At 64.7% G+C, this 22,725-nt stretch carries 20 protein-coding genes; 8 read left to right on the top strand and 12 right to left on the bottom strand.

The annotated features are described in order from the left end of the window. Nucleotides 1–23: 23 nt before the first annotated feature. From AC1VWL_RS00265 to AC1VWL_RS00235, 7 genes are all read right to left on the bottom strand, one after another. A complete protein-coding gene (locus AC1VWL_RS00265; protein WP_482985335.1) occupies nucleotides 24–584 on the bottom strand; it encodes a DUF2059 domain-containing protein in 561 nt (186 codons plus the stop codon). Beyond that, a complete protein-coding gene (gene carA / locus AC1VWL_RS00260; protein WP_482985334.1) occupies nucleotides 581–1,711 on the bottom strand; it encodes a glutamine-hydrolyzing carbamoyl-phosphate synthase small subunit in 1,131 nt (376 codons plus the stop codon). The genes AC1VWL_RS00265 and carA overlap by 4 nt, the downstream gene beginning before the upstream one ends. Before the next feature lie 237 nt (nucleotides 1,712–1,948). After that, complete coding sequence (gene dapB / locus AC1VWL_RS00255; protein ID WP_482985333.1) at nucleotides 1,949–2,680, bottom strand: 4-hydroxy-tetrahydrodipicolinate reductase; 732 nt, start codon at nucleotides 2,678–2,680, stop codon at nucleotides 1,949–1,951. Nucleotides 2,681–2,731: 51 nt separating this feature from the next. Continuing rightward, complete coding sequence (locus AC1VWL_RS00250) at nucleotides 2,732–3,238, bottom strand: hypothetical protein (protein ID WP_482985332.1); 507 nt, start codon at nucleotides 3,236–3,238, stop codon at nucleotides 2,732–2,734. Between the two features lie 264 nt (nucleotides 3,239–3,502). Beyond that, on the bottom strand, nucleotides 3,503–3,757 hold the full coding sequence (locus AC1VWL_RS00245; protein WP_482985331.1) for a DUF6587 family protein: 255 nt from the start codon (nucleotides 3,755–3,757) through the stop codon (nucleotides 3,503–3,505). After that, nucleotides 3,757–5,613 (bottom strand): ferrous iron transport protein B, encoded by a 1,857-nt coding sequence (gene feoB, locus AC1VWL_RS00240; protein ID WP_296252137.1) that lies wholly within the window; start codon nucleotides 5,611–5,613, stop codon nucleotides 3,757–3,759. Before feoB ends, AC1VWL_RS00245 begins: the two co-directional genes overlap by 1 nt. Next, entirely contained in the window at nucleotides 5,610–5,858 is a 249-nt protein-coding gene (locus AC1VWL_RS00235) for a FeoA family protein (protein ID WP_296252135.1), read from the bottom strand. The genes feoB and AC1VWL_RS00235 overlap by 4 nt, the downstream gene beginning before the upstream one ends. 124 nt (nucleotides 5,859–5,982) lie before the next feature. Here AC1VWL_RS00235 and AC1VWL_RS00230 point away from each other — a divergent pair, with 124 nt between their 5' ends. The 5 genes from AC1VWL_RS00230 (at nucleotide 5,983) to yeiP (ending at nucleotide 12,039) form a co-directional block, all read left to right on the top strand. Next, nucleotides 5,983–6,771, top strand: a complete 789-nt coding sequence (locus tag AC1VWL_RS00230; protein WP_482985330.1) for an enoyl-CoA hydratase-related protein — start codon at nucleotides 5,983–5,985, stop codon at nucleotides 6,769–6,771. A 48-nt stretch (nucleotides 6,772–6,819) separates the two neighbouring features. After that, nucleotides 6,820–7,713, top strand: coding sequence for a hydroxymethylglutaryl-CoA lyase (locus AC1VWL_RS00225; RefSeq protein ID WP_282270784.1), 894 nt, complete (start codon nucleotides 6,820–6,822; stop codon nucleotides 7,711–7,713). Beyond that, nucleotides 7,710–10,295 carry a sensor domain-containing protein gene (locus tag AC1VWL_RS00220; protein WP_482985329.1) on the top strand — a complete coding sequence of 862 codons (2,586 nt, stop codon included), beginning with the start codon at nucleotides 7,710–7,712 and terminating at the stop codon, nucleotides 10,293–10,295. The genes AC1VWL_RS00225 and AC1VWL_RS00220 overlap by 4 nt, the downstream gene beginning before the upstream one ends. A 266-nt stretch (nucleotides 10,296–10,561) precedes the next feature. After that, entirely contained in the window at nucleotides 10,562–11,332 is a 771-nt protein-coding gene (locus tag AC1VWL_RS00215; RefSeq protein WP_296252128.1) for an SDR family NAD(P)-dependent oxidoreductase, read from the top strand. Between the two features lie 140 nt (nucleotides 11,333–11,472). Continuing rightward, nucleotides 11,473–12,039, top strand: a complete 567-nt coding sequence (gene yeiP / locus AC1VWL_RS00210) for an elongation factor P-like protein YeiP (protein WP_282270790.1) — start codon at nucleotides 11,473–11,475, stop codon at nucleotides 12,037–12,039. 166 nt (nucleotides 12,040–12,205) lie between these two features. Here the strand turns inward: yeiP and AC1VWL_RS00205 are convergent, their stop codons facing one another. From AC1VWL_RS00205 to AC1VWL_RS00190, 4 genes are all read right to left on the bottom strand, one after another. Beyond that, nucleotides 12,206–13,324 carry a two-component system sensor histidine kinase NtrB gene (locus tag AC1VWL_RS00205; protein ID WP_482985328.1) on the bottom strand — a complete coding sequence of 373 codons (1,119 nt, stop codon included), beginning with the start codon at nucleotides 13,322–13,324 and terminating at the stop codon, nucleotides 12,206–12,208. Continuing rightward, nucleotides 13,321–15,204 (bottom strand): DUF7844 domain-containing protein, encoded by a 1,884-nt coding sequence (locus tag AC1VWL_RS00200; protein ID WP_482985327.1) that lies wholly within the window; start codon nucleotides 15,202–15,204, stop codon nucleotides 13,321–13,323. Before AC1VWL_RS00200 ends, AC1VWL_RS00205 begins: the two co-directional genes overlap by 4 nt. Next, entirely contained in the window at nucleotides 15,204–15,503 is a 300-nt protein-coding gene (locus tag AC1VWL_RS00195) for a DUF2388 domain-containing protein (protein WP_282272621.1), read from the bottom strand. Before AC1VWL_RS00195 ends, AC1VWL_RS00200 begins: the two co-directional genes overlap by 1 nt. 166 nt (nucleotides 15,504–15,669) lie before the next feature. After that, on the bottom strand, nucleotides 15,670–17,058 hold the full coding sequence (locus AC1VWL_RS00190) for an FAD-binding oxidoreductase (protein WP_482985326.1): 1,389 nt from the start codon (nucleotides 17,056–17,058) through the stop codon (nucleotides 15,670–15,672). A 204-nt stretch (nucleotides 17,059–17,262) separates the two neighbouring features. Here AC1VWL_RS00190 and serA point away from each other — a divergent pair, with 204 nt between their 5' ends. Further along, nucleotides 17,263–18,504 (top strand): phosphoglycerate dehydrogenase, encoded by a 1,242-nt coding sequence (gene serA, locus AC1VWL_RS00185; protein WP_482985397.1) that lies wholly within the window; start codon nucleotides 17,263–17,265, stop codon nucleotides 18,502–18,504. A gap of 226 nt (nucleotides 18,505–18,730) precedes the next feature. On the opposite strand, the gene AC1VWL_RS00180 is transcribed toward serA, so the two are convergent. Then, the gene (locus AC1VWL_RS00180; protein WP_482985325.1) at nucleotides 18,731–19,315 is read right to left on the bottom strand and encodes an NUDIX hydrolase; all 585 of its coding nucleotides are present in this window, start codon (nucleotides 19,313–19,315) and stop codon (nucleotides 18,731–18,733) included. A gap of 149 nt (nucleotides 19,316–19,464) precedes the next feature. On the opposite strand from AC1VWL_RS00180, the gene AC1VWL_RS00175 reads away from it, so the two are divergent. Together AC1VWL_RS00175 and AC1VWL_RS00170 are read left to right on the top strand one after the other, a co-directional pair. After that, nucleotides 19,465–20,940 (top strand): amino acid permease, encoded by a 1,476-nt coding sequence (locus tag AC1VWL_RS00175; RefSeq protein ID WP_481533789.1) that lies wholly within the window; start codon nucleotides 19,465–19,467, stop codon nucleotides 20,938–20,940. Between the two features lie 78 nt (nucleotides 20,941–21,018). Further along, nucleotides 21,019–22,464 carry an amino acid permease gene (locus AC1VWL_RS00170; protein WP_481533788.1) on the top strand — a complete coding sequence of 482 codons (1,446 nt, stop codon included), beginning with the start codon at nucleotides 21,019–21,021 and terminating at the stop codon, nucleotides 22,462–22,464. Nucleotides 22,465–22,725 lie beyond the last annotated feature (261 nt).

Below are 22,725 nucleotides of genomic sequence, written 5' to 3'. Positions count from 1 at the left end.
GGGAAGTGATCGCACGCTGTCGATCAGGAAAACTCTTCTGGATCAATCGTGACACCGCATTGGCTCTGGATGCGCTCGCTCATGCGCAGCGGCAGGCCATCGGGCATCTCGCCCAGCTCCGCAAGCACGGCACCCAAGGCTTCATAGGAACCACTCGCCATGAACTCACCTACCTGCTTGCGCTCCAGCTCGCTGGGCTCGCCCTCGAACTCGGCGGGCAAGGCGGTGCCGTACATCATCTGGCGCTGGGTCGCGACCATGCGCTTGCCGCCCTGGCTTGAATAGAACGCCTGCCAGCGCTTGAGGTGCTGCTGCCCGTCGTTGCCAAGATTGGCGACCAGGCGATCCACCAGTGCTTCATTGAGCACCTCACCGATCGGCGCGGCCAGGCACGCGCGTTGTGCTGCCGGAATCTGCTGGAAGAGCGTGACATTGGCCAACATGGACGTGGCCGCGTCATTGCCCATGCGCTCGAAGCCGGTCAGCGGCAGCAGATCGCGGATCTCCTGCGCGGTCACTGGCGCCGCGCTGGCCACCGAGGTGACCAGCAGCGCCGGCAACATCAGCCAGCGCGCCTGGCTCACGCCTTGGCCCCTTCCATCAGGGTGATGAAGCGGTCAAACAACGGTGCCACGTCACGCGGACCCGGCGAGGCTTCCGGGTGGCCCTGGAAGGAGAACGCCGGCGCATCGGTCAGCGCGATGCCCTGGATGGTCTGGTCGAACAGCGAGCGGTGGGTGACCCGCACATTGGCAGGCAGCACGCTTTCGTCGATGGCGAAGCCGTGGTTCTGCGAGGTGATCATCACCCGGCCGTCGTCGATGTCCTGCACCGGGTGGTTGGCACCGTGGTGGCCGTGGCCCATCTTCATGGTCTTGGCGCCTGCGGCCAGGCCGAGCAGCTGGTGGCCGAGGCAGATACCGAAGGTCGGAATCTTCTGCTCGACGAAGGTCTTGATCGCGCTGATGGCGTAATCGCAGGGTTCCGGGTCGCCCGGGCCGTTGGACAGGAACACGCCATCCGGCTTCAGCGCCAGCACTTCGGCAGCCGGGGTCTGTGCCGGCACCACGGTCAGCTCGCAACCGCGCTCGGCGAGCATGCGCAGGATGTTGGTCTTGACGCCGAAGTCATAGGCCACGACCTTGAACTTCGGTTCGGCGCGCACGAATTCGTTGCGATCCAGGTCCAGCTGGCCTTCGGTCCAACCGTAGGACGTGTCGGTGCTGACCACCTTGGCCAGATCCATGCCCTTCAGGCCGGGGAACTTGCGGGCGGCTTCCAGCGCCTTCTCGACATCGATGTCGGGGCCAGCCATCAGCGCAGCGTTCTGGGCGCCGCGCTCACGCAGGATGCGGGTCAGCTTGCGGGTATCGATGCCGGAGATGGCCACCACGCCGCGCTGGATCAACCAATCCTGCAGCGACACCTGGTTGCGCCAGTTGCTTGGGCGACGCGGCACATCGCGAACGATCAGGCCCGATGCCCATACCTTGGAGGCTTCGTCGTCCTGGTCGTTCATACCGGTGTTGCCGATATGCGGGTACGTCAGGGTGATCATCTGCCGGGCGTAGGACGGATCGGTCAGCATTTCCTGGTAACCGGTCATGGCGGTGTTGAACACCACCTCACCCACGGATAGGCCGGGCGCGCCTACGGATTCGCCCTCGAATACGGTGCCGTCTTCGAGCACGAGAATTGCGGCTTGGGTCACGGGAATCTCACTTTGGCTACCGGGGGACTCCGAAGCCACGCCTGCGTTCACGGTCAAAAACCGGTTGCAAAAAAGCGCGGACGGCGGTCTGGGAACCGGTCCGGCTAACGTGTTTCGGCGAGCCGGAATTGTAAAGGCAAGGGGGCACCAACGCCAGCGCCCCGTTCGCCTCTCTTCAGCTGTTCAGTGGTGACAAAAGCCATGTTCCGGAAGGAAAGTGCCGCGCATTCAGCTGTTTCAGGCCAACTCGGACGTCCCGACCAGATCCCGCACCCGGTACTGCGCCGGACCGCGCTGGCGCAGCTGCTTGGCCGCATGCAGCGCCCCGCGCGCGAAAATGTCGCGGTTGGTGGCACGGTGCACCAGCTCCACCCGCTCGCCCAGGCCGGTGAACTGCACGAAGTGCTCGCCGATGATGTCGCCAGCACGCAGGCTGGCGTAACGCGGCTCCGCGCCGCCGTGCTGGGCCGATTCCCCCAGTGTCAGCGCGGTACCGGAGGGGGCGTCCTTCTTGTGCACGTGATGGGACTCGACGATGTCGCAGTCCCAGCCAGGCAACGCTGCCGCGGCACGCTCCACCAGCTCGGCCAGCACTGCCACGCCGAGACTGAAATTGGTCGCCCAAACCAGAGGGATCTTGTTCGCGGCTGCAGCTAAAGCGGCCTGCTGTACCTCACTGATGCCGGTTGTGCCCGATACCAGTCCCACACCGCGTTCCACGCACAGTGCCAGCACCGGGTCAAAGCCCTCCGGGAGGCTGAAATCGATCGCCACATCAAATGCAGGCGTACCAGACAGCTCGCTGGCGGCGAAATGCGGAATGCCATCGATCACGCGCTGGACTGGCGGTTTGCGCACCACCGCGGCGACCACCTGCAAGGAGGAATCTTCTGCCGCAAGGCGCAGCAGGGCTTGGCCCATGCGGCCGGAGGCGCCATGGATCAGCAAACGGGTTGGAGTCGTATTCATGCCCGCACGCTAACGCTTCAACGGCCCAGCGCACAAGCACACAGCGCGCGATTACATCCTGCCGACATGGGTGATCGAACGACTGCCGGTCATATAGGTCCGCCAGCGGCTGCGTTCCACCGTGTCGCGGCCGCGGCTGACCATGCGCACGCCCGCCATTTCGACAATGGCCGACACCTCAACCTCGGCCGAACGGCCATCACTGGCAATACTGATGCTGTTCACCTTCTGCTCGTAGCGCAGCGGCATGCGACCACCGAAGGTTTCCCGGAACTGGCGCAGCTGGCTCATGCTTTCAGCCAAGGAGGCGCAGTACTGCTCCCTGTCATAGCGCTGCTCGGCCTGCTGGGTTTCGGTCTTGGTTACCGTGGTCTGCACATAGTCTTTCGACAACATCTCGCACAGCGGCTTGTCGTCGCCTGCCGCAAGCGCCTGGTCGGCGCGCATGTACAGCGCGCGCACCTGGGACTCCGTGATCTTGTTGCCACCACGCAGATAGAACGACCCACCTGCAGCCAACACCACCACACACAGCACAACGCCAATCAATGACTTCATGTCTTCCCCCTGTTTGCTCCGTGCAATCGACGCAGTGTACAGCCACGAGGCTTCAGCGAGCATCCAAACCTTGCCTGCACCACTGCCAGCCCCGCGGTCCGGCCGAACGACCCAGCGATGCGCAGCCAGAACCGCAGCCCTGGTAAGCGCAGCGCACCCGGGCTCCGCCTCTACCGAGCCTGGACACCGCTGCAACGCGCGCCATCCAATTGCTCCTGCCTGCAAAGGCAACAACGCCGGGTTTCCCCGGCGTTGTCGTATTGCTCAATGCTGCTTGGGCTCGCTTGGCCCGCAGCTGTTGCAGCCACCGCATGCCCCTGCAGCGCTGGCTGCCGGCGGCGCCAGACGTCGCCCCCAGGCCTGCAGCCGCGGCGAACGCTGCGGCTTCACCAGCCACAGCGCCAACACGCCGCGCAGCTTGCGCAGTACGCCCGGAAACTGCTTCTTCAGCACCACCCAGGCACTGACCAGCACCGCCACGGCGATGACCAGGTATTGCAGCAGCAGGCCCTTGTCCATCAGCCGGCTCCCAGTGCCACCGCCACCTGGTAGGTGACGAACGCCGCCAGATAGGCTGCGCCGAACAGGTAGACCGTGGCGAAGGCCATCTGCTTCCACGAGTTGGTCTCACGCTTGATCGTGGCCAAGGTGGAAATGCACATCGGCGCGTAGATGAACCAGACCATCAGCGACAAGCCGGTCGCCAAGGTCCAGCCATCGCTGATCACCGGGGTCAGCGCCTGGATGGCAGCGTCGTCATCGGCCGCCGACAAGGCATAGATCGTGGCCAGCGAAGACACCGCCACCTCGCGCGCACCCATGCCCGGGATCAAGGCAATACAGATCTGCCAGTTGAAACCCAGCGGGGCGAAGATCACCGCCATCGCATGGCCGATCTGGCCGGCGAAGCTGTAATCGATGGCCGGCATGGTCGCGTTCTCGGGTGCGCCCGGGTACGAGAGCAGGAACCACAACAGGATGGTCAGCGACAGGATGATGCCGCCCACGCGCTTGAGGAAGATCATCGCGCGCTCGTACAGACCCACCAGCAGGTCGCGCGGATTGGGCAGACGGTAGGACGGCAGCTCCAGCATCAAGGGATGCTCGCTCTTGTCGCGCCGGAACTTCTTCATCGTCCACGACATCACCAACGCACTCAGGATGCCGGCCACATACAGGGCAAACAGCACCAGTCCCTGCTGGTTGAACACGCCCCACACAGTCTTGGCCGGGATGAAGGCACCAATCAGCAAGGCGTACACAGGCAGGCGCGCCGAGCAGGTCATCAGCGGCGCCACGAGGATGGTCGCCAGGCGATCACGCGGGTCCTGGATCGAGCGGGTGGACATGATGCCCGGCACCGCGCAAGCGAAACTCGACAGCAGCGGGATGAACGAGCGGCCGGACAAACCGGCCGAGGCCATCATCCGATCCAACAGGAAGGCAGCGCGCGGCAGATAGCCCGACTCCTCCAATGCCAGGATGAAGGCGAACAGGATCAGGATCTGCGGCAGGAATACCAGCACGCCGCCGACACCGGCAATGATGCCGTCCACCAGCAGGCTGCTGAGCGGCCCTTCCGGCAGCTTCTCGGCCACCACCGGCCCCAGCCAGCCAAAGGCGGCCTCGATGCCATCCATCAATGGCGTCGCCCAGGCATACACCGCCTGGAAGATCAGGAACATCACCACAGCCAGGGTCAGCAGACCGAAAACCGGGTGCAGCAACCAACGGTCCAGCGCATCGTCCACCTTGGCGGTGGGCGCGGGCATGCGCACGGCGGAAGCCAGGATGTCGCGCACCTGCGCGTGGTAGTCAGCACCGGGCTCGGCCGCATGCACCGGCATGGCGTCGAGCTTTGGCATCAGCGTATCGATGCGCTCGACCAGCGCGCGCGCGCCGTTGTGACGCACCGCGACGGTTTCCACCACCGGCACGCCCAAGGCTTTCTCAAGTGCAGGTACATCGATCTCGATGCCACGCTTGCGCGCGGCATCGACCATGTTCAGCGCCACCACCATCGGCTTGCCGAGCTCGCGCACTTCCAGCGCAAAGCGCAGGTGCAGGCGCAGATTGGTCGCGTCGATCACGCAGATCAGCGCATCCGGCGCAGCTTCGCCAGGGTAGAAACCCCGACAAAGATCACGAGTGATGGCCTCGTCCAGGCTGGCCGGGTGCAGGCTGTAGGCGCCCGGTAGATCCAGCACCGCATACTCCTGCCCGGACGGCCCGCGCATGCGGCCTTCCTTGCGTTCGACGGTGACGCCGGTGTAGTTGGCCACCTTCTGGCGGCTGCCGGTCAGCTGGTTGAACAGCGCGGTCTTGCCGCTGTTCGGGTTGCCAACCAACGCCAACCGGGCAATAGCGGTACTCATGGCTGTGCTCCTTCGGCGCTGATCTGGACGCGCGCGGCCTCGCTACGACGCAGCGCAAAACGGGTAAACCCGACCTGGAACAGCAACGGCTCACCGCCGACCGGACCACGCGCAACCAAGCGGACTTCCTCTCCGTTCACGAAACCCAGCTCGCGCAGACGGCGCGCGATTGCATCGTTTGCATGCAGGTCCTGAACGCTTTCTACGCGCGCTGAAGCATGCAGCGGCAAATCTGACAACGTCACTGAATAGCGCCTATGGAGTGGTGATAAGAATGGTTATCAATTCTAGCATCGCCGCGCTGCGTCATGGCGTCCCACCCCTGCACCGCTATGATTCGTGGGATTACCGTTCAAACAGGCATTACCAATGAGCGATGCACTGCTCGTGCAGCAGCAGGGCGCGGTAGCGACCCTTTCCATGAACCGGCCGGACCTGCACAACGCCTTCGACGCGGCGCTGATCCAATCCCTGACCGAGACCCTGTCCAGCCTGGGCGCCGACCCGGCCGTGCGTGCCGTGGTACTGGCAAGTACCGGCCCCTCCTTCTCGGCCGGTGCCGACCTGCAGTGGATGCGTTCCATGGCCAGCGCCAGCCAGGAAGAGAACCGCATCGACTCACTGGCGCTGGCACGGCTGATGCGCACCCTGGATGAGCTGCCCAAGCCGACCATCGCCCGCGTGCAGGGCGCAGCCTTTGGCGGCGGCGTTGGCCTGGTCGCCTGCTGCGATATCGCCATTGCGGCCGAGGGCGCGCGCTTTGGCCTGACCGAAAGCCGGCTCGGCCTGCTGCCCGCGGTGATCTCGCCCTATGTGATCGCCGCGATCGGTCCGCGCCAGGCTCGGCGCTGGTTCGCCACCGGCGAGCATTTCGACGCAACTACCGCGCAGCAGATCGGCCTGGTCCACCAGGTCGTAGCCGCCGATGCCTTGGACGCCGCGGTGCAGACCCAGCTCAACCTGCTGGGCAAGGCCGGCCCGGTTGCCGCCGCCTCCGCCAAGGTACTGGTCCGCGAGGTCCATGCTGCACTGGGCGACCGCGATGGACTGGACCGTGCCAATGCTGGCCTGATCGCCGCCCTGCGCGCATCCGATGAAGGTCGCGAAGGGCTGACCGCCTTCCTCGAGAAGCGCCCTCCCCGTTGGACCGCGCAGTAATCCGCGCTCCTGCCCAACCTGCGCCCACCTCCAGCCGAAGACCGCTCCATGAATGATTTCGTCCGTATCGTCGAGGTAGGCCCGCGTGACGGCCTGCAGAATGAGAAGCAGCAGGTCGCCACCGCCGACAAGATCGAATTGATCGACCGGCTCTCGGCTACCGGCCTGCGCAGCATCGAAGCCACCAGCTTTGTCAGCCCGAAATGGGTGCCGCAGCTGGCTGACGCCGCCGAGGTGTTTGCCGGCATCCAGCGCAAGCCGGGCGTCAGCTACCCGGTACTGGTGCCCAATGAACAGGGGTACGAGCGCGCCCTGGCGGTAGGGGTTACCGAGGTTGCCGTGTTTACTGCCGCCTCCGAGCAGTTCAACCGCACCAATACCAATGCCGGCATCGATGAGTCGCTGCAGCGCTTCGAACCCATCCTGGCCCGCGCCAAGGCTGACGGTGTGCGGGTGCGCGGCTATGTCTCCACGGTATTGGGCTGCCCCTACCAGGGTGAAGTGCCGTTGGCCGACGTGGTCCGGGTGGCTGTTCGCCTGCACGCCATGGGCTGTTATGAAATATCACTGGGCGACACCATCGGCGTCGGCACCCCGCTCAAGGCCCGTGCGATGCTGCGGGCGGTGGCCGCGGAACTGCCGGTCGCCGACCTGGCCGTGCATTTCCACGACACCTACGGGCAGGCCCTGGCCAATATCGCCAGCTGCCTGGAGGAAGGCGTGCGGGTGGTGGATTCAGCCGTGGCCGGCACCGGTGGCTGCCCCTATGCGCGCGGTGCTAGTGGTAATGTCGCCAGCGAAGATGTTATTTACATGCTGCACGGCATGGGGATGCGTACCGGCGTGGATCTGCCGGCGCTGGCCGCTACGGGGAACTGGCTCGCAGAACGACTGGGCCGGCAGACAGGCAGCAAGACAGGAAGGGCATTGACAGTGTCATGACCGGAACCAGCCAGCTTGGGATATCTGACGACGGCGATCACCGCGCCGCGCATGTCGACGCGCTGGCTGGACTGGACAATGCACTTCAGCAACCGCTGCCGATCAGCCTGCAACAGGCCCTGCTTGCTGCCCGTTCAGCCTTGACCGAGGCCATGGCCGAGCGAAGGCTGGCACAACGTCGCTACGCCGCCCTGTTCAACGCAGTGCCCGACCCGGTCAGCATCCTCAGCGCTACCGGCGTGGTACTGGACGTCAACAGCGCCGGGGTCCGCGCCTATGGTCGTACCCGCGAGGAGATCGTCGGCCAGCCCATCGAGCTGCTCAATCCCGACCTGCCGGCCGACCACCTTGAGCCGGTCTGGGAAACCCTCAATCGTGGCGAAACCTATGTGGTGGAAGTCACCAACATGCGCGGTGACGGCAGCCGCTTCCCGGTGGAGGTGCATTCGGCCACCATCGAGCACGACGATGCACATTGCATCGTCGCCGTCGCCCGCGACCTGAGCCGGCGCTGGCAGGCCGAAACCCGTTACCGCCTGCTGCTGGAGTCCATCGACAAGGGGGTGATGCTGTTTGACCGCCACCTGGGCATCATTTCCGCCAATCCCGCGGCACACCGCATTTTCAACCTCGGCAGCATTGCCCCGGCCAAGGTGCCACTGCACAGCGACGAGTGGATCAGCGTCGATGAGCACGGCCGTCGGCTGCGGCCCGAGCACTGGCCGGTAACCCGCTCGTTTGCCGAAGGCAGGACCATCCCCAGCACCATCATCGGCCTGTACCACCGCCCCAACGGGCGGATGATCTGGATCTCGATCACCACGGTGCCGGTGTTCTCGGCCGGTTGTGACCTGCCCGACCATGTATTTTCCCTGTTCAGTGACATCACCGAACTCAAGCGCGACCACGCCCTGTTCGACCGCGCCCAATCGCTGGCGCATATCGGCGGCTGGGAGTGGGACCGTGGCCAGCAGCGGCTTTACCTCACCGGCGAGGCACAGCGCATTCTTGGCCAGCAATCCCCTCCCACCGATCTGGAGCAGCTACTGGCCTGCCTGAACAGCCTGTCGCGCCAGCAACTGCGCGATGCGATGGAACGCGTGGTCGAGCAGCGCACCGGGTTCGAACTGGAACTGCAGGGCCAACGCGCCAGCGGCCACAGCTTCTGGATCAGGATGATCGGCGAAGTGGAGCTTGGCGACCTTGCCTCGAACCGTATCGCCGGCACCCTGCAGGACATCACCGAGCCCAAGCACGCTGAGCAGACCCTCAAGAACCAGGCGCGCACCGACCCGCTGACCGGCATCATGAATCGCGATGCCGCACTTACCGATCTGGAAGCCCGGCTGAGCAACCCCTCGCACGCCGAGGTCGCAGTGCTCTACATCGATCTGGACCGGTTCAAGACCGTCAACGATGTGCTTGGCCACAACGCCGGCGACCTGCTGCTGATCGAGGCCACCCGCCGTATTGCCGATGCGATCGGCACCGAGGGCCTGCTGGCCCGCTTCGGCGGCGACGAATTCGTGGTGACCTGCGACGCCCGCGAGCTGCCAGGACGTCCCGAGAAGCTGGCCGAGGCCATCACCCGCGCCTTCGTCCCGCCGTTCCAGTTCGGCAAGGACGAATTCCCGGTCACTACCAGCATTGGTATTGCCCGCGCCCCCAAGGATGGCGTGCGCCCTCAGCAACTGATCCAGAACGCCGATCTGGCCATGTACGAATGCAAGCGCCGCGACCGCAATGGCTGGCAGCTGTTCTCGCCGGAACTGGCACGGCGCCAACGCGACCGCCTGCAGATCGAGCGGCGCCTGCGCAAGGCCCTGGACCGCGACGAGTTCCGGCTGGTCTACCAGCCGCAGGTTGACCTGCGCAGCGGCCAGACCATCGCCTGCGAAGCCCTGATCCGTTGGCGCAGCCGCCAGCTCGGCGAGCTGCGCCCGGATATCTTCATCAGCCATGCCGAGAACACCGGCGACATCGTGCGCATCGGCGAATGGGTGCTGCACCAGGCCTGTCGGCAGATCCGCGAGTGGCAGCGCGAGGGGCTGGGCATGATGCGGGTGGCGATCAACGTCTCCTACCGCCAGTTCAGTGGCGACCGCCTGGCGCGCCAGGTGCGCGAGGTGCTGGACCATTACGGCCTGCCCGGCAGCGCGTTGGAACTGGAGTTCACCGAGCGGGTATTGATCGAGGACGCCCCGGCGACCCTGCGCACCTTTGCCGAGCTGCGCGCCATGGGCGTGGTACTGACCATCGACGACTTCGGTGAAGGTTATAGCGCGCTCAACTACCTGCGCACCCTGCCGATCCACGGCCTCAAGCTCAGCCAGCTGTTCATCAGCGGCGTACCTGGCAACCCTTCCGACGTCGCCGTCTGCGAGGCGGTCTGTGGCATCGCCCGCAGCCTCGGCCTGGGTCTGGTCGCCGAAGGCATCGAGTCCGAGGCGCAGCGCCAGTTCCTGCTTGGGCTTGGCGTGCCGGTTGGCCAGGGCTTCCTGTTTGCACCTGGCCTGTCGCCGCCTGACTTCAGCCGGCAACTAACCAGGGCCGACATCGCCGGCCCGGTACCACAGGTCTGATCACCCCCAACCTGGCACAGATCGGAATCACCCCGTAGCCCGGGTAAGCGCAGCGCACCTGGGGCTTTCGGCAGATGCTCCAGCCCCCCCCAACTATCCCGCTCCCCGGGTGCGCTGTGCTTACCCGGGCTACCTTCATGGCAAGGACAGGATTCAATTGCCCATGGCCTCGCTGCATCAGGTCCTGGGCCACAGGTCTGCCCGCAGCCGCTGGCCGCGGATCGGCATCAGCTAGAATCGGCGGATCACTCAGCAGGATTGTTCCGATGCAGCTGTCTTCCGTTCGTGCCGTCATCACCGGCGGCGTCTCTGGCCTCGGCCTCGGCGTCGCCCAGTTCCTGGTTGCCAATGGCGGCAAGGTCGCCCTGTTCGACCTCAATGATGAAAAGGGCGCCGCTGCGGTCGCCGAACTGGGCGCCGACAATGCCCGCTACTTCACCACCAATGTCACCGACGAAGCCGGTGTCGCCGCCAATCTGGCTGCCGCGCGTGAGTTCCTGGGCGGCTTGAACGTGGTGATGAACTGCGCCGGCATCCTTGGTGCCGGCCGCGTGCTCGGCCGCGAAGCGGCGATGCCGCTGGCCAACTTCCAGACCACGGTGATGGTCAACCTGGTCGGCAGCTTCAACGTCGCCAAGGCCGCCGCCGAACTGATGCAGCACAACGAGGCCAACGCCGACGGCGAGCGCGGTGTGATCATCAACACCGCCTCGGTGGCAGCCTATGAGGGCCAGATCGGCCAGGCCGCCTATTCCGCCTCCAAGGGCGGTGTGGTCGGCATGACCTTGCCGATGGCACGCGAGCTGTCGCGCTTCGGCATCCGCGTACTCACCATTGCCCCGGGTGTGTTCTGGACCCCGATGGTCGACGGCATGCCGCAGAACGTGCAGGAATCGCTGGCTGCCTCCATCCCGTTCCCGTCGCGGCTGGGCCAGCCGGCCGATTTCGCCAGCCTGGTCGGCCACATCATTGGCAATACCTACCTCAACGGTGAGACTATTCGCCTCGACGGTGCGGTACGTCTGGCACCGAAGTAATTGAGCCGGGGATGGGGAATAGAGAGTGGGGAATTGAACCCCGCTATCGCTTCGCCATTGCCTGAACCTCATTGCCTGTCCGTTGGATGGAAGGCGGTTGACCTTCCATTCCCGATTCCCTATTCCCATTCCCTGCATTTATGAAAGCCAACGACATCAAGAAAGGCAACGTCGTCGAGTACAACAACGGCGTCTACCAGATCCGCGACATCGAGCGCAGCTCGCCGCAGGGCCGTGGCGGCAACGTCCGCTTCCGCTTCATCATGTACAGCGTGCCGGGCGGCAACAAGCTCGATGCCAGCTTCGATGCCGATGACAACCTGCCGGAAGTCGAGCTGCTGCGCCGCCAGTCCACCTTCTCCTACATGGACGGCGACGCCTTCGTGTTCATGGATGACGAGGACTACACCCCGTACACGCTGGACGCCGAGGTCATCGGCGACGACGCCGGCTACATCACCGAAGGCCTGACCGGCATCTACGTGCAGGTCATCGACGACCAGCCGGTTGCCGTGCAGATGCCGCAGCATGTGACCCTGGAAGTGATCGAGACCCCGCCGGAACTGAAGGGCGGCACCGCCACCAAGCGCCCGAAGCCGGCCAAGCTCAGCACCGGCCTGGAAATCATGGTGCCGGAGTACATCGTCAACGGCGAACGCATCCTGGTGAACACCACCACCGGTGAATTCGGCGGCCGCGCTGATTGATTGACGACAGCCTCCCGCCAAATGGCGGGAGGCTGCAGCAGCTGGTTTGTGGGAGCGGCGTTAGCCGCGAAGCCGATATGGGTTGAGATCCAAAAATCCCCAGAATGCCGTGTCTTGGTAGATAGCCAGCTTCGCGGCTTACGCCGCTCCTACAAAAACCAGCCGGCTACGCCACGACCGGGAAATACAGCGACACCGCTGCCCCACCCAGCGCCGACGTACCAATGGTCGCCGTGCCGCCAGACTGCGCTGCAAAGCCATACACCTGGCTCAGCCCCAGTCCGCTGCCATCACCCACGCTTTTGGTGGTGAAGAACGGCTCGAACACGCTTTCCTGGATCTCGGCCTGGATACCCGGCCCGCTGTCACCAACGCAGATGCAGACAAACTGCCCCGCCTCACCCGCGCCCGACGGCACAATGATGGTTTCAAGCCGTGCCGACAACAGCACCTTGCCGACGCCGTGCATGGCATCGCGGCTATTGCTCAGCAGGTTCAACAGCGCCGCTTCCAATTGACCGATGTCCACCGAAATCGGCGGCAGTTGCTCGGCAATGCTCACGTTCAACTGGATGGTTTCGCCGCAGACGCGGCGGTAGAGCTCCAGCGAGGCATTGAGCAGATCATCCACCTCGCTCAGCTGCGGCACCAGGGTCTGCCCGCGCCCGAATGCCAGCATCTGCCGGGTCAACTGGGTGCCACGCCCGACCGCGCGGTGGGCGATGTCCAGGATTCGGCGCACGCTCTCGTCGCCGGAGCGGCGCAACGACAGCATGTCCAGGCTGTTGCCGATCACCGACAGCAGGTTGTTGAAGTCGTGCGACAGCCCCAGGGTCAACTTGCCCACCGCGTCCAGGCGCTGCGCGCGCAGCGCGACTTCCTGTGCCTCGCGCACCCGCTTCTGGGTCTGGAATGCCTCGGTGACGTCACGGATCAATACCAGCACCCGCACGCCACGCTGGTCGGCTATCCGCTCCAATATCATCGATGCGCGAAAGCGGCCCCCGTCCTTGCGCACCATCGCCAGGCTGAGCTGGTCGCTGCCCTGCTGCAGCGTGCGCGCAACGGCCTGCTGGGCTATGCCGCGCTGCGTATCGGCAGCGCTGAACAACTGCGAGAACGGCAGCCCGCGGATCTCTTCGCCGGGATAGCCAAATACCGTTGCCACCCCGGCATTGCAGTTGAGCACCTGACCATCAGGGTCAAGCTGGAGAATCGCGCAGGAGCGCAGCTTCAACACATCCTCGGCCATCGCATCGACCGTCTGCTGCCCAGTACCAATCAACCGCGCTCTCCTGAAAACCGATCCGGACGGCGCTCATCGAGCGTCGCCGCCTCCCCTGATGGCGTACCGTACCCTAAACGCAGCCGCTGCCGCAGGTACAGCAGGTTCGACTCGATCTGCTCCATCCGCGCGCGCTGTGCTCCAGGCAGCGCGGCCAATGCGGCCTCGCGCAGGGCCTTCCATTGTTGCCGGGCGGGCCCAGCCCCGGCGGCGGCCTCGGCGCTCAAGCGCTCTCGTTCATCCACATCGGGAATGCCATAGCCCTGCCCCGGCCCCAACAGGCCGCCCGGCGCCAGCAGCACCGCAGACCGCTCCATCAGTGCCTGGAAGTCCGCCATTTCCGGCCGCCGCTTGCCGCCGGCAAGCAGGCTGCGCTTGAGCACATCGGCTGCAGCCACCTCCCCGCGTCGCCACGCAGCCTGCTCCAGCAACAGCATGGCAGCCAGCACCTGATCATCAGCCTGCTGCATCCACCTCCAGCGTTGCGCGGGCGGCAGTGCCAGCCATGCCTCCACGTTGTCGGCCGGCAATGGCAGCGCTTTGCGGGCGATCTCGAACACCAGCGCGTAGTGGGCGGCCGCCGACTCGAAGTAATAGCCGCCGCGCAGCGCCTGTGCACGGTCGCGCGGCGGATCGGCCAATGCTTCGCCGCGCAGGCTGTGCAGCAAACCGGTTGGGGTGATCGACAGCAGATCTGCGGAGCCAAGCCGCGGCGCCCCATCGCCCAGCAGCTTGCCGGTTTCCACCGCGCAATTGTTGCTGATGAAGTAATAGCGCCCGTCGTAGTCCCAGTGCAGCCGCGCCGCCTGCTGCAGCACCGCGTTGATCTCATCACGCTGCAGGCGCAGCGGCGTGGATGACACCCCGCGCAGCTCGACCTTGGTGTATTCCTCGATCACCCGGCTAAGCGGCAGCACGAACAGCCGCGACGGATAGGACCCGGTCAGGCCACGCCAGCTGGATATCTGCACATCACCGACGAAGGCACGGAACGACAGCACCAGGTGGTATTGCAGATCCATACGACAGGCGGGACCAGGTGTACGGCCCGGCGCGCACACCACCAGCCGCAGCATGCTGTGGCCCCAGCGGCTCATCAGCTTCTCGTTGCCTTCGGCCAGCAGGTAGTCGATCTCGTAGACCCGCGCCGGGTCGAGATCGAGCAGGTCGGCCAGACCTTCCTGCTCGCCAGCCTGCATGAACGGCAAGGCCTGCGGGCACTGCAGCACATCCAACTGACGCGGCGTGCCAAGATTCTCAACGAACCAGGCATGCAGAAGCGGACGCCGGCAGGCGTACTCCGGGTCAAGCAGATAGTGTTCGAGGTTTACCGCGAAGAACTCGGTCGGGCTCTCCAGCTCGTAGCGATCGGGGCTGCGCAGGCTGAAGTGGTTGCGTCCACGCCCCGGCCACAATGGCCGTTGCTGCCAACCGGCCAGGTCCAGAAAGCGCGGTTGAGCTGACCAGCCGCCGATGGCGGAACGGTCCAACGCATGTCCCAGCTCGTGGATCAGCGCGGCACGTGCCTGTTGCCACATCGGGGCCGAGGCGTCCGCAGATGCGGAATCGCCCTGCAACAACAGTGGCAACAGACGTTTATCCAAACCAAGTTCAGGCCCGCGCGCCCTACCCTGCACATGCTCGGGCAGGTCGTCACGCCAGCGCAGCTGCAGCGTCAATGCGCTGCTGGCTTCGATACCGGCGGGAATACGCGCCAGTACATCGTCGATCAGTTGCTGGCTGGCCAGTACCTGTGCCGAATCCAGCGTCGGTGCGGCTGCCTGCAACTCGATGCGCAGTGCCGCCTGCAGGGGCGCTGCCGCGCAGAGCAGCAGCAACACCGCCAGCCACCGCGCGGGCGGCAGCCGGCGGAGATCCATCACAGGGCCAGGATCTTCCGGGCCAATTCCATGTCGCTGGCATCGCGCGCGGCAGCATCACGTTCGCGCAGCTGGATCAAGGCCGCTTCCAGCCATGCGCCACGGATCTCGCCATTGCTGGCCACAAAACCCGCCGCGTCTTCGCGTGCGTCCAGCAACACCTTGTCGTCACCCGAGGAGCTACCCGAGGAATTGGACGATGCGCCAGATGCGGAACCGGCCGACGTGCCTGCAAAGCTGGAGGCGAATGCCGACATCGGCAGGGCAATCAAAGCGCAGAACAGGATCGAGCGGATCATTGGCGTGTCAACGTCGGATGAGCAAGGGCGTCAAGAGTACCGACCGTCGCCGCCGGTGGGAACCACCAGCCATGCTGCCCACCAGATCCATTCATGCTGGACTGCGGGCGCACATCTTCGACCCGTTCGCGCGGCGGCTCCGCCGCACATGCGGGCAGCTGCGCGACTACTGATCGAACAGCTTGCCCGGGTTCAACAACCAGTTCGGATCGAAGGTGCGCTTCACCCCACGCATCAGCGCAACTTCGGCCTCGCTGCGGGTGCTGGAAAGATAGGCCTTCTTGACCAGGCCGATGCCGTGTTCCGCCGAGATGCTGCCATCAAACCGTAGCAGCACCTGCGCCAGCAGCTTGGTCACGTGCTCGCACTGGCTGAGGAATTCGGCGTCACTGGTGTCGTCGGGCTTGAGCACATTGATGTGCAGGTTGCCGTCGCCGATATGGCCAAACCAGACCACCTCGAAGTGCGGGTAGGCACCATTGATCAGCGCCTGGGTTTCGGCCAGGAAGGCCGGCATCGCCGAGATCCGCACCGACACGTCGTTCTTGTACGGTTTGTAGCGCGCCACCGATTCGGTGATGCCTTCGCGCAGACGCCATAGCTGCTGCGCCTGTGCTTCGCTGGTGCTGATCACGCCATCCAGCACCCAGCCCTGCTCCATGCAATGCTCGAACGCCGCCAGCGCGGCGGCTTCGCCTGCCTCGTCAGCCGAGGCGTATTCGGTCACCACGTAATACGGGTGAATCTCCTCGAACGGATACTGCGCGCCATGCGCGGTGACGTGCTTGACCGCCAGGTCGGTGAAGAACTCGAAGGCCTCAAGCTGCAGGCGCTCACGGAAGGCGGAGAACACCTGCATCAGCACTTCGAACGACGACAACGCCAGCACCATCACATTGGTGGTCGGCGGCGGATCGGTCAGCTTCAAGGTTGCCTCGACCACGATGCCGAGCGTGCCTTCCGAGCCGACCATCAACTGGCGGAAGTCGTAACCGCTGGAGTTCTTTATCAAGCCCTTGTTGAGCTCCAGCAACTCACCGTTACCGGCAACCACCTTGAGCCCGGCGATCCACTCGCGGGTATTGCCATAACGGATCACGCGGATACCGCCAGCATTGGTGGCGATATTGCCGCCGATGGAACAGGAGCCACGCGCGGCGAAATCCACCGGATAGATCAGCCCATGTTCCTTGGCGGTGTTGTGCACCGCTTCCAGCGGCATGCCGGCCTGCACCACCAAGGTACGATCCACCGCGTCAAAACCGAGCGGTTTGTTCATCCGTTCCAGGCTCAGCACCAGCTCGCCATTGGCCGCGACTGCACCGCCAGACAGGCCGGTGCGGCCACCCGAAGGCACCACGGCCACCTTGTGCTCATTGGCCCAGCGCACCACCGCCTGCACTTCCTCGACACTGCCCGGCAAGGCAATGGCCAGTGGCGACGGCGTCCAGCGCCGGGTCCAATCGCGCCCGTAGTGCTCCAGATCGCCCGGCTCGGTCTTCAGACGCAGCTCGGGACAGGACTGCAACAGGGTTTCCAGGCGCGGATCGGTCATGGCGGTGTTTCGGCGGCGTGAAAGCCGCCAAGCGTGACAGCCCCGCCGCGCGCCGTCCAGTCGCCGCGGCGGTCCGCTGCGACAGGATCTGGATTTCATATGAAACCTTTTCCCATCAATGCCTTGCCGCGTTGCGCAGCGCACAAAACAGCGCGCCGTTCTGGCATAGTTGGCGACCTACCCACCTTCGCCGCCGTACACGACATGTCGCCCAAGAAGACCTCGTTCCCGAAGCAGGACATCCGCGTTTTGTTGCTTGAGGGGGTCAGCCAGACCGCCGTGGACGTCTTCAAGGCGGCCGGGTACTCGCAGATCGAGCTGTACAGCAAGTCCCTGCCCGAAGAGGAATTGAAGGCGCGTATCGCCGAAGCCCACATCGTCGGCATCCGCTCACGCACCCATCTCAGCGCCGAGGTGCTGGCCGAAGCCAAGCGCCTCATCGCGGTCGGCTGCTTCTGCATCGGCACCAACCAGGTCGACCTGGAAGCCGCCGAGCTCGCCGGCATTCCGGTCTTCAACGCGCCCTACTCCAACACCCGTTCGGTCGCCGAACTGGTGATTGCCGAGGCGATCATGCTGACCCGTGGCATCCCGCAGAAGAACGCCGAATGCCACCGCGGTGGTTGGTCCAAGTCGGCTGCCGGCAGCCATGAAGTACGCGGCAAGACGCTGGGCATCATCGGCTACGGCCATATCGGCACCCAGGTTGGCGTGTTGGCCGAGGCGCTGGGCATGCACGTGATCTTCCATGACATCGAAACCAAGCTGTCGTTGGGCAACGCCCATCCGGCCATCAGCCTGGATGACCTGCTGGCGCGCTCGGACGTGGTCACCCTGCACGTGCCGGAGAACGGCTCCACGCAATGGATGATCGGCGCCGAGCAACTGGCCAAGATGAAGAAGGGCGCGCACCTGATCAATGCAGCGCGCGGCACGGTGGTCGATATCGCCGCGCTGGATGCAGCACTGGGTTCGGGTCATCTCGGCGGTGCCGCAGTGGACGTGTTCCCGGTCGAGCCCAAGGGCAACGGCGACCTGTTCGAGTCCCCATTGACCGCGCATGACAATGTGATCCTGACCCCGCACGTCGGTGGCTCCACGCTGGAAGCACAGGAAAACATCGGTGTGGAAGTTGCGGCCAAGCTGGTGCGTTACAGCGACAACGGCTCGACCCTGTCGGCCGTCAACTTCCCGGAAGTGACCCTGCCGGAGCACGAGCAGAGCCTGCGCCTGCTGCACATCCACCGCAACGTGCCGGGCGTGCTGTCCAAGATCAACGAGATCTTCTCGCGCCACAACCTCAACATCGACGGCCAGTTCCTGCGCACCGACCCCAAGGTCGGCTACGTGGTGATCGACATCACCGCCAGCGAAGAACAGGCCTCCGCCATCCGCGAAGAGCTCGCCGCGATCCAGGGCACCCTGCGCACCCGCATCCTCTACTGACGCCCCCGGTAGCGCCGAGCCATGCTCGGCAGGGGCTTTACCAGCAGCGTTGCAGCTGCAAAAGGCACCCCCTCCCCACCCCTCCCCTCGCCCGCAGCAAAGGGAGGGAGCAAAAACGTAGTGCCGAGCCATGCTCGGCAGAAGCTCTACCGGGAACGCTCCAGCCGAGCATGGCTCGGCTCTACCGATACACCTTCCGGCAGCGCGGCATCGCTGCGCGTCGCGTCTATCTCTGCAGCCACCGGTTTGCCATCCGCCGCATGGATTCATCTTGATCCTTGGCGATCTCGTCTACCGGCCGCCATGCCAGCTCCAGCGATTCCTCACTGACCACGAAGGCCTCGTTGTCGCCGGCGACGACCACATAACGCACGTCGTAGTGCCAATGCCCGGGAACATCCTTGCGCTCGGGAATCCAGTGCCGGTCCAGGTCAAAGATGTCAGCTGAAGCCAGCGTCAGGCCCGGCAGCCCGGATTCCTCCTCGGCTTCGCGCAGTGCAACAGCCGCCAGATCGTGGTCACCATCGGCATGCCCACCCAACTGTAACCAGCGTTGTAGCTTGCGATGGTGGGTGAGCAGCGCGCGTTTGCCATCGGCGCTGACCAACCAGGCGCTACCGGTGAAATGCCCGGCCAGCCGCTCGCGGGTGAAGGGATCCACCCCGCCTTCGTCAAGCAGGGTCAGGAACGCCTGCGTCACCTGCTCATGTTCCCGGTGGCGCTGGGAATAGTCCACAAATGCCTGACGGAGCAGTAGATCTTCACCGTGCATGACTGTAAGCACATCCAATTCAAACAATCCGGCGGCCATTATCGCTGTCGATGTTGCAGTTGCGCTTGTCGAGTTTCGCCAGCTTTGGCAAGGTAGAGCAGTTGCCGACCGTTCAGCTTGCGTCGCCATACAACCGGCCCCGTCGCCCCAGCGCGTTCGGGCCAATACACAGCTCGGGAATTTGCGGAATGCTTAAAACACTGTTGAGGGTCAAACCGGTCGAACCGGCCGCACATGTCGATGCCGGCGAGCCGATCGAAGGCAGCCTGCAAGGCGAAGCCACGCTCAAGCGGACCCTCACCGCCAAGCACCTGATCCTGCTCGGCATAGGTGCGGTGATCGGCGCGGGCATCTTCGTGCTGACCGGCCAGGCTGCGGCCAACCACGCCGGACCGGCGGTGATGCTGTCCTTCGTCTTCGCTGGTATCGCCTGCGCGCTGGCCGGCCTGTGTTACGCCGAGTTCGCGGCGATGATGCCGGTCTCCGGCAGCGCCTACTCCTATTCCTACGCCACGCTGGGCGAAGGCATGGCCTGGTTCATCGGCTGGTGCCTGGTACTGGAGTACCTGTTCGCCTCGGCCTCGGTAGCGGTCGGTTGGTCGGCCTACCTGATCAGCTTCATCACCACCACGCTGCACATGCCCTTCCCCGATGCCTTGTCGGCAGCGCCGCTGGCCTGGACCGGCAGCGAGTTCGTCAACTCCGGCAAGCTGTTCAACCTGCCTGCGGTGCTGATCGTAGCCGCCATCACCGGCCTGCTCTACGTCGGTGTCACCCAGTCCACCTTCGTCAACGCAGTGATCGTCGCGATCAAGATCACCGTGATCTGCCTGTTCGTCGGCTTTGGCATCCAGTACATCGACCCGGCCAACTGGCAGCCGTTCATTCCGGAAAACACCGGCACCTTCGGCGAGTTCGGTTGGAGCGGCGTGTTCCGCGCGGCCACCATCGTGTTCTTTGCCTATATCGGCTTCGATGCCGTTTCGACCGCCGCCGGTGAGACCAAGGACCCGCAGAAGAACATGCCGATCGGCCTGCTCGGCTCGCTGGCCGTCTGCACCCTGGTCTACATCGTGGTCTGCGCGGTGCTGACCGGCATGCTGCCCTACAACCTGCTGGGCACCGACAAGCCGGTGGCCACCGCCCTGGAAGCCTATCCCAGCCTGTCCTGGCTGAAGACCGCGGTCGAGATCGGCGCCATCGCCGGCCTGTCCTCGGTGGTGCTGGTGATGATGATGGGGCAGTCGCGCATCGCCTACACCATCTCCCGCGACGGTCTGCTGCCGAAGATGTTCGGCAAGGTGCACCCGCGCTTCCGTACGCCCTACATCAGCACCCTCGTGGTCGGCGTGCTGGCCGGTGCACTGGCCGGACTGGTACCACTCAACGTACTCGGCGAACTGGTTTCGATGGGTACCCTGCTGGCCTTCGCCACCGTCTGCATCGGCGTGCTGGTGCTGCGCCGTACCAAGCCGGACATCGTGCGCCCGTTCAAGGTGCCGGCCGCATGGCTGATCTGCCCGCTGGGCGCGCTGGCCTGTCTGGCCTTGTTCATGCAGGCCTTCGTGGTGCATTGGCACCTGTTCGTCGGCTGGACCGTGCTGGGCCTGTTCATCTACTTCGGCTACGGCATCCGCAACAGCAAGCTGAACAAGCAAGCCTGATCCACACCCCGACCGGCGCCTGGCGCGCCGGTTTTCTTTTGCGCGCCCGCCGCGCACCGATGAGCGAAGACCCGAAACATGTTCAAGCAACTCTGGGCCACCAAACATCCGCACGCCGCACATGAGGAAGCCAATGGCCTGAGCCTGCGCCGAACCCTCGGCCCCTGGGGGCTGACCGCGCTGGGCATTGGCGCGGTGATCGGCGGCGGCATCTTCGTCATCACCGGTCAGGCCGCGGCCAACCACGCCGGCCCGGCCATCATGCTGTCCTTCGTGCTGGCAGCCATCTGCTGTGCGTTCTGTGCGCTGGCCTATGCCGAGTTCGCCTCGATGGTGCCGGTCTCCGGCAGCGCCTACACCTATACCTACGCCACCTTCGGCGAGCTGTCGGCCTGGTTCATCGGCTGGATGCTGGTGCTGGAGTACGGCGTTTCGGCTTCGGCAGTGGCTGTCAGCTGGACGGGCTATTTCCTCAGCTTCCTCGCCCATTTCGACATTCACCTGCCAGCAGCGCTGGTCAGCGCCCCGCTGGACGCCCAGCTCAAGCCCACCGGTGCCATTGCCAACATACCGGCGGCGATCCTTGTGCTGCTGCTGACCTGGCTGTGCTACGTCGGCATCAGCAAGTCCTCGGCGATGAACATGGCCATGGTGGTACTCAAGACCGGCCTGATCCTGCTGGTGATCATCGCTGGCTGGAAGTACGTGGATACCAGCAACTGGACCCCGTTCATCCCCGCCAACGAAGGCCCGGGCAAGTACGGCTTTGAAGGCGTTCTGCGCGGCGCGGCGATGGTGTTCTTCGCCTATATCGGCTTTGAAGCGGTATCGGTGGCCGCGCAGGAATCGCACCGCCCGCAGCGCGACCTGCCAATCGGCATGCTGCTGTCGCTGGTGATCTGCACCGTGCTGTACATCGCCATGGCCGCGGTCATGACTGGCCTGGTGCCTTACCAGTTGCTGGGTACCGCCGAGCCGGTGGTCACCGCCGTTGCCGCGCACCCGCAGCTCGATTGGTTGCGCATCATCGTCGAAGTCGGCGCGCTGATCGGCCTGGCCTCGGTGGTGCTGGTGATGGTGATCGGCCAGCCGCGCATCTTCATGATCATGGGCCGCGATGGCTTGCTGCCGCCGGTGTTCACCAAGATCCACCCCAAGTACCGCACCCCGCACATCAATACCGTGATCACAGGCATCGGCATTGCCCTGCTGGCGGCGCTGTTCCCGCTGGACATCCTCGGTGAACTGACCTCGATGGGCACCCTGATCGCCTTCGCCGCGGTCTGCGCCGGCGTGCTGGTCCTGCGCCGCACCCAGCCGGACCTGCCGCGTCCGTTCCGCATCCCGATGGCCTGGCTGGTCTGCAGCCTGGGCGTGCTCAGCTGCATCGCCCTGCTGACCGCGATGACGCTGCACAACTGGATGCTGATGGGCGTATGGACCGCGACCGGCTTCATCATCTACTTCCTGTACGGCGTGCGTCACAGCAAGCTCAATGCGGCCAACAAGGCCAGGAACGGCTGAGTTGCCAGCGGTGAACGAAACTGAAGCCCGGGAGTGATCCCGGGCTTTTTCGTTATCGGATAGTCCGTACCGCCCGTAGCCCGGGTAAGCGAAAGCGCACCCGGGAGTTTGGAAGACAGGTCTCCGAGAACGGCCCCGGGTGCGCGTTCGCTTACCCGGGCTACGGGGACGGAGCTCCTCGGTCCCCCCATATTCCATGGCGGCATCAGTTCCATCCGGATACATGCATGAACCTGCGGGCGTTCTTAGTAGAATGGACCC

The sequence above is a fragment of the Stenotrophomonas sp. STEN063 genome, from assembly GCF_056854515.1.
Note: the sequence above shows the minus strand (reverse complement) of the source record. Positions and strands in the feature narration are given on the sequence as shown.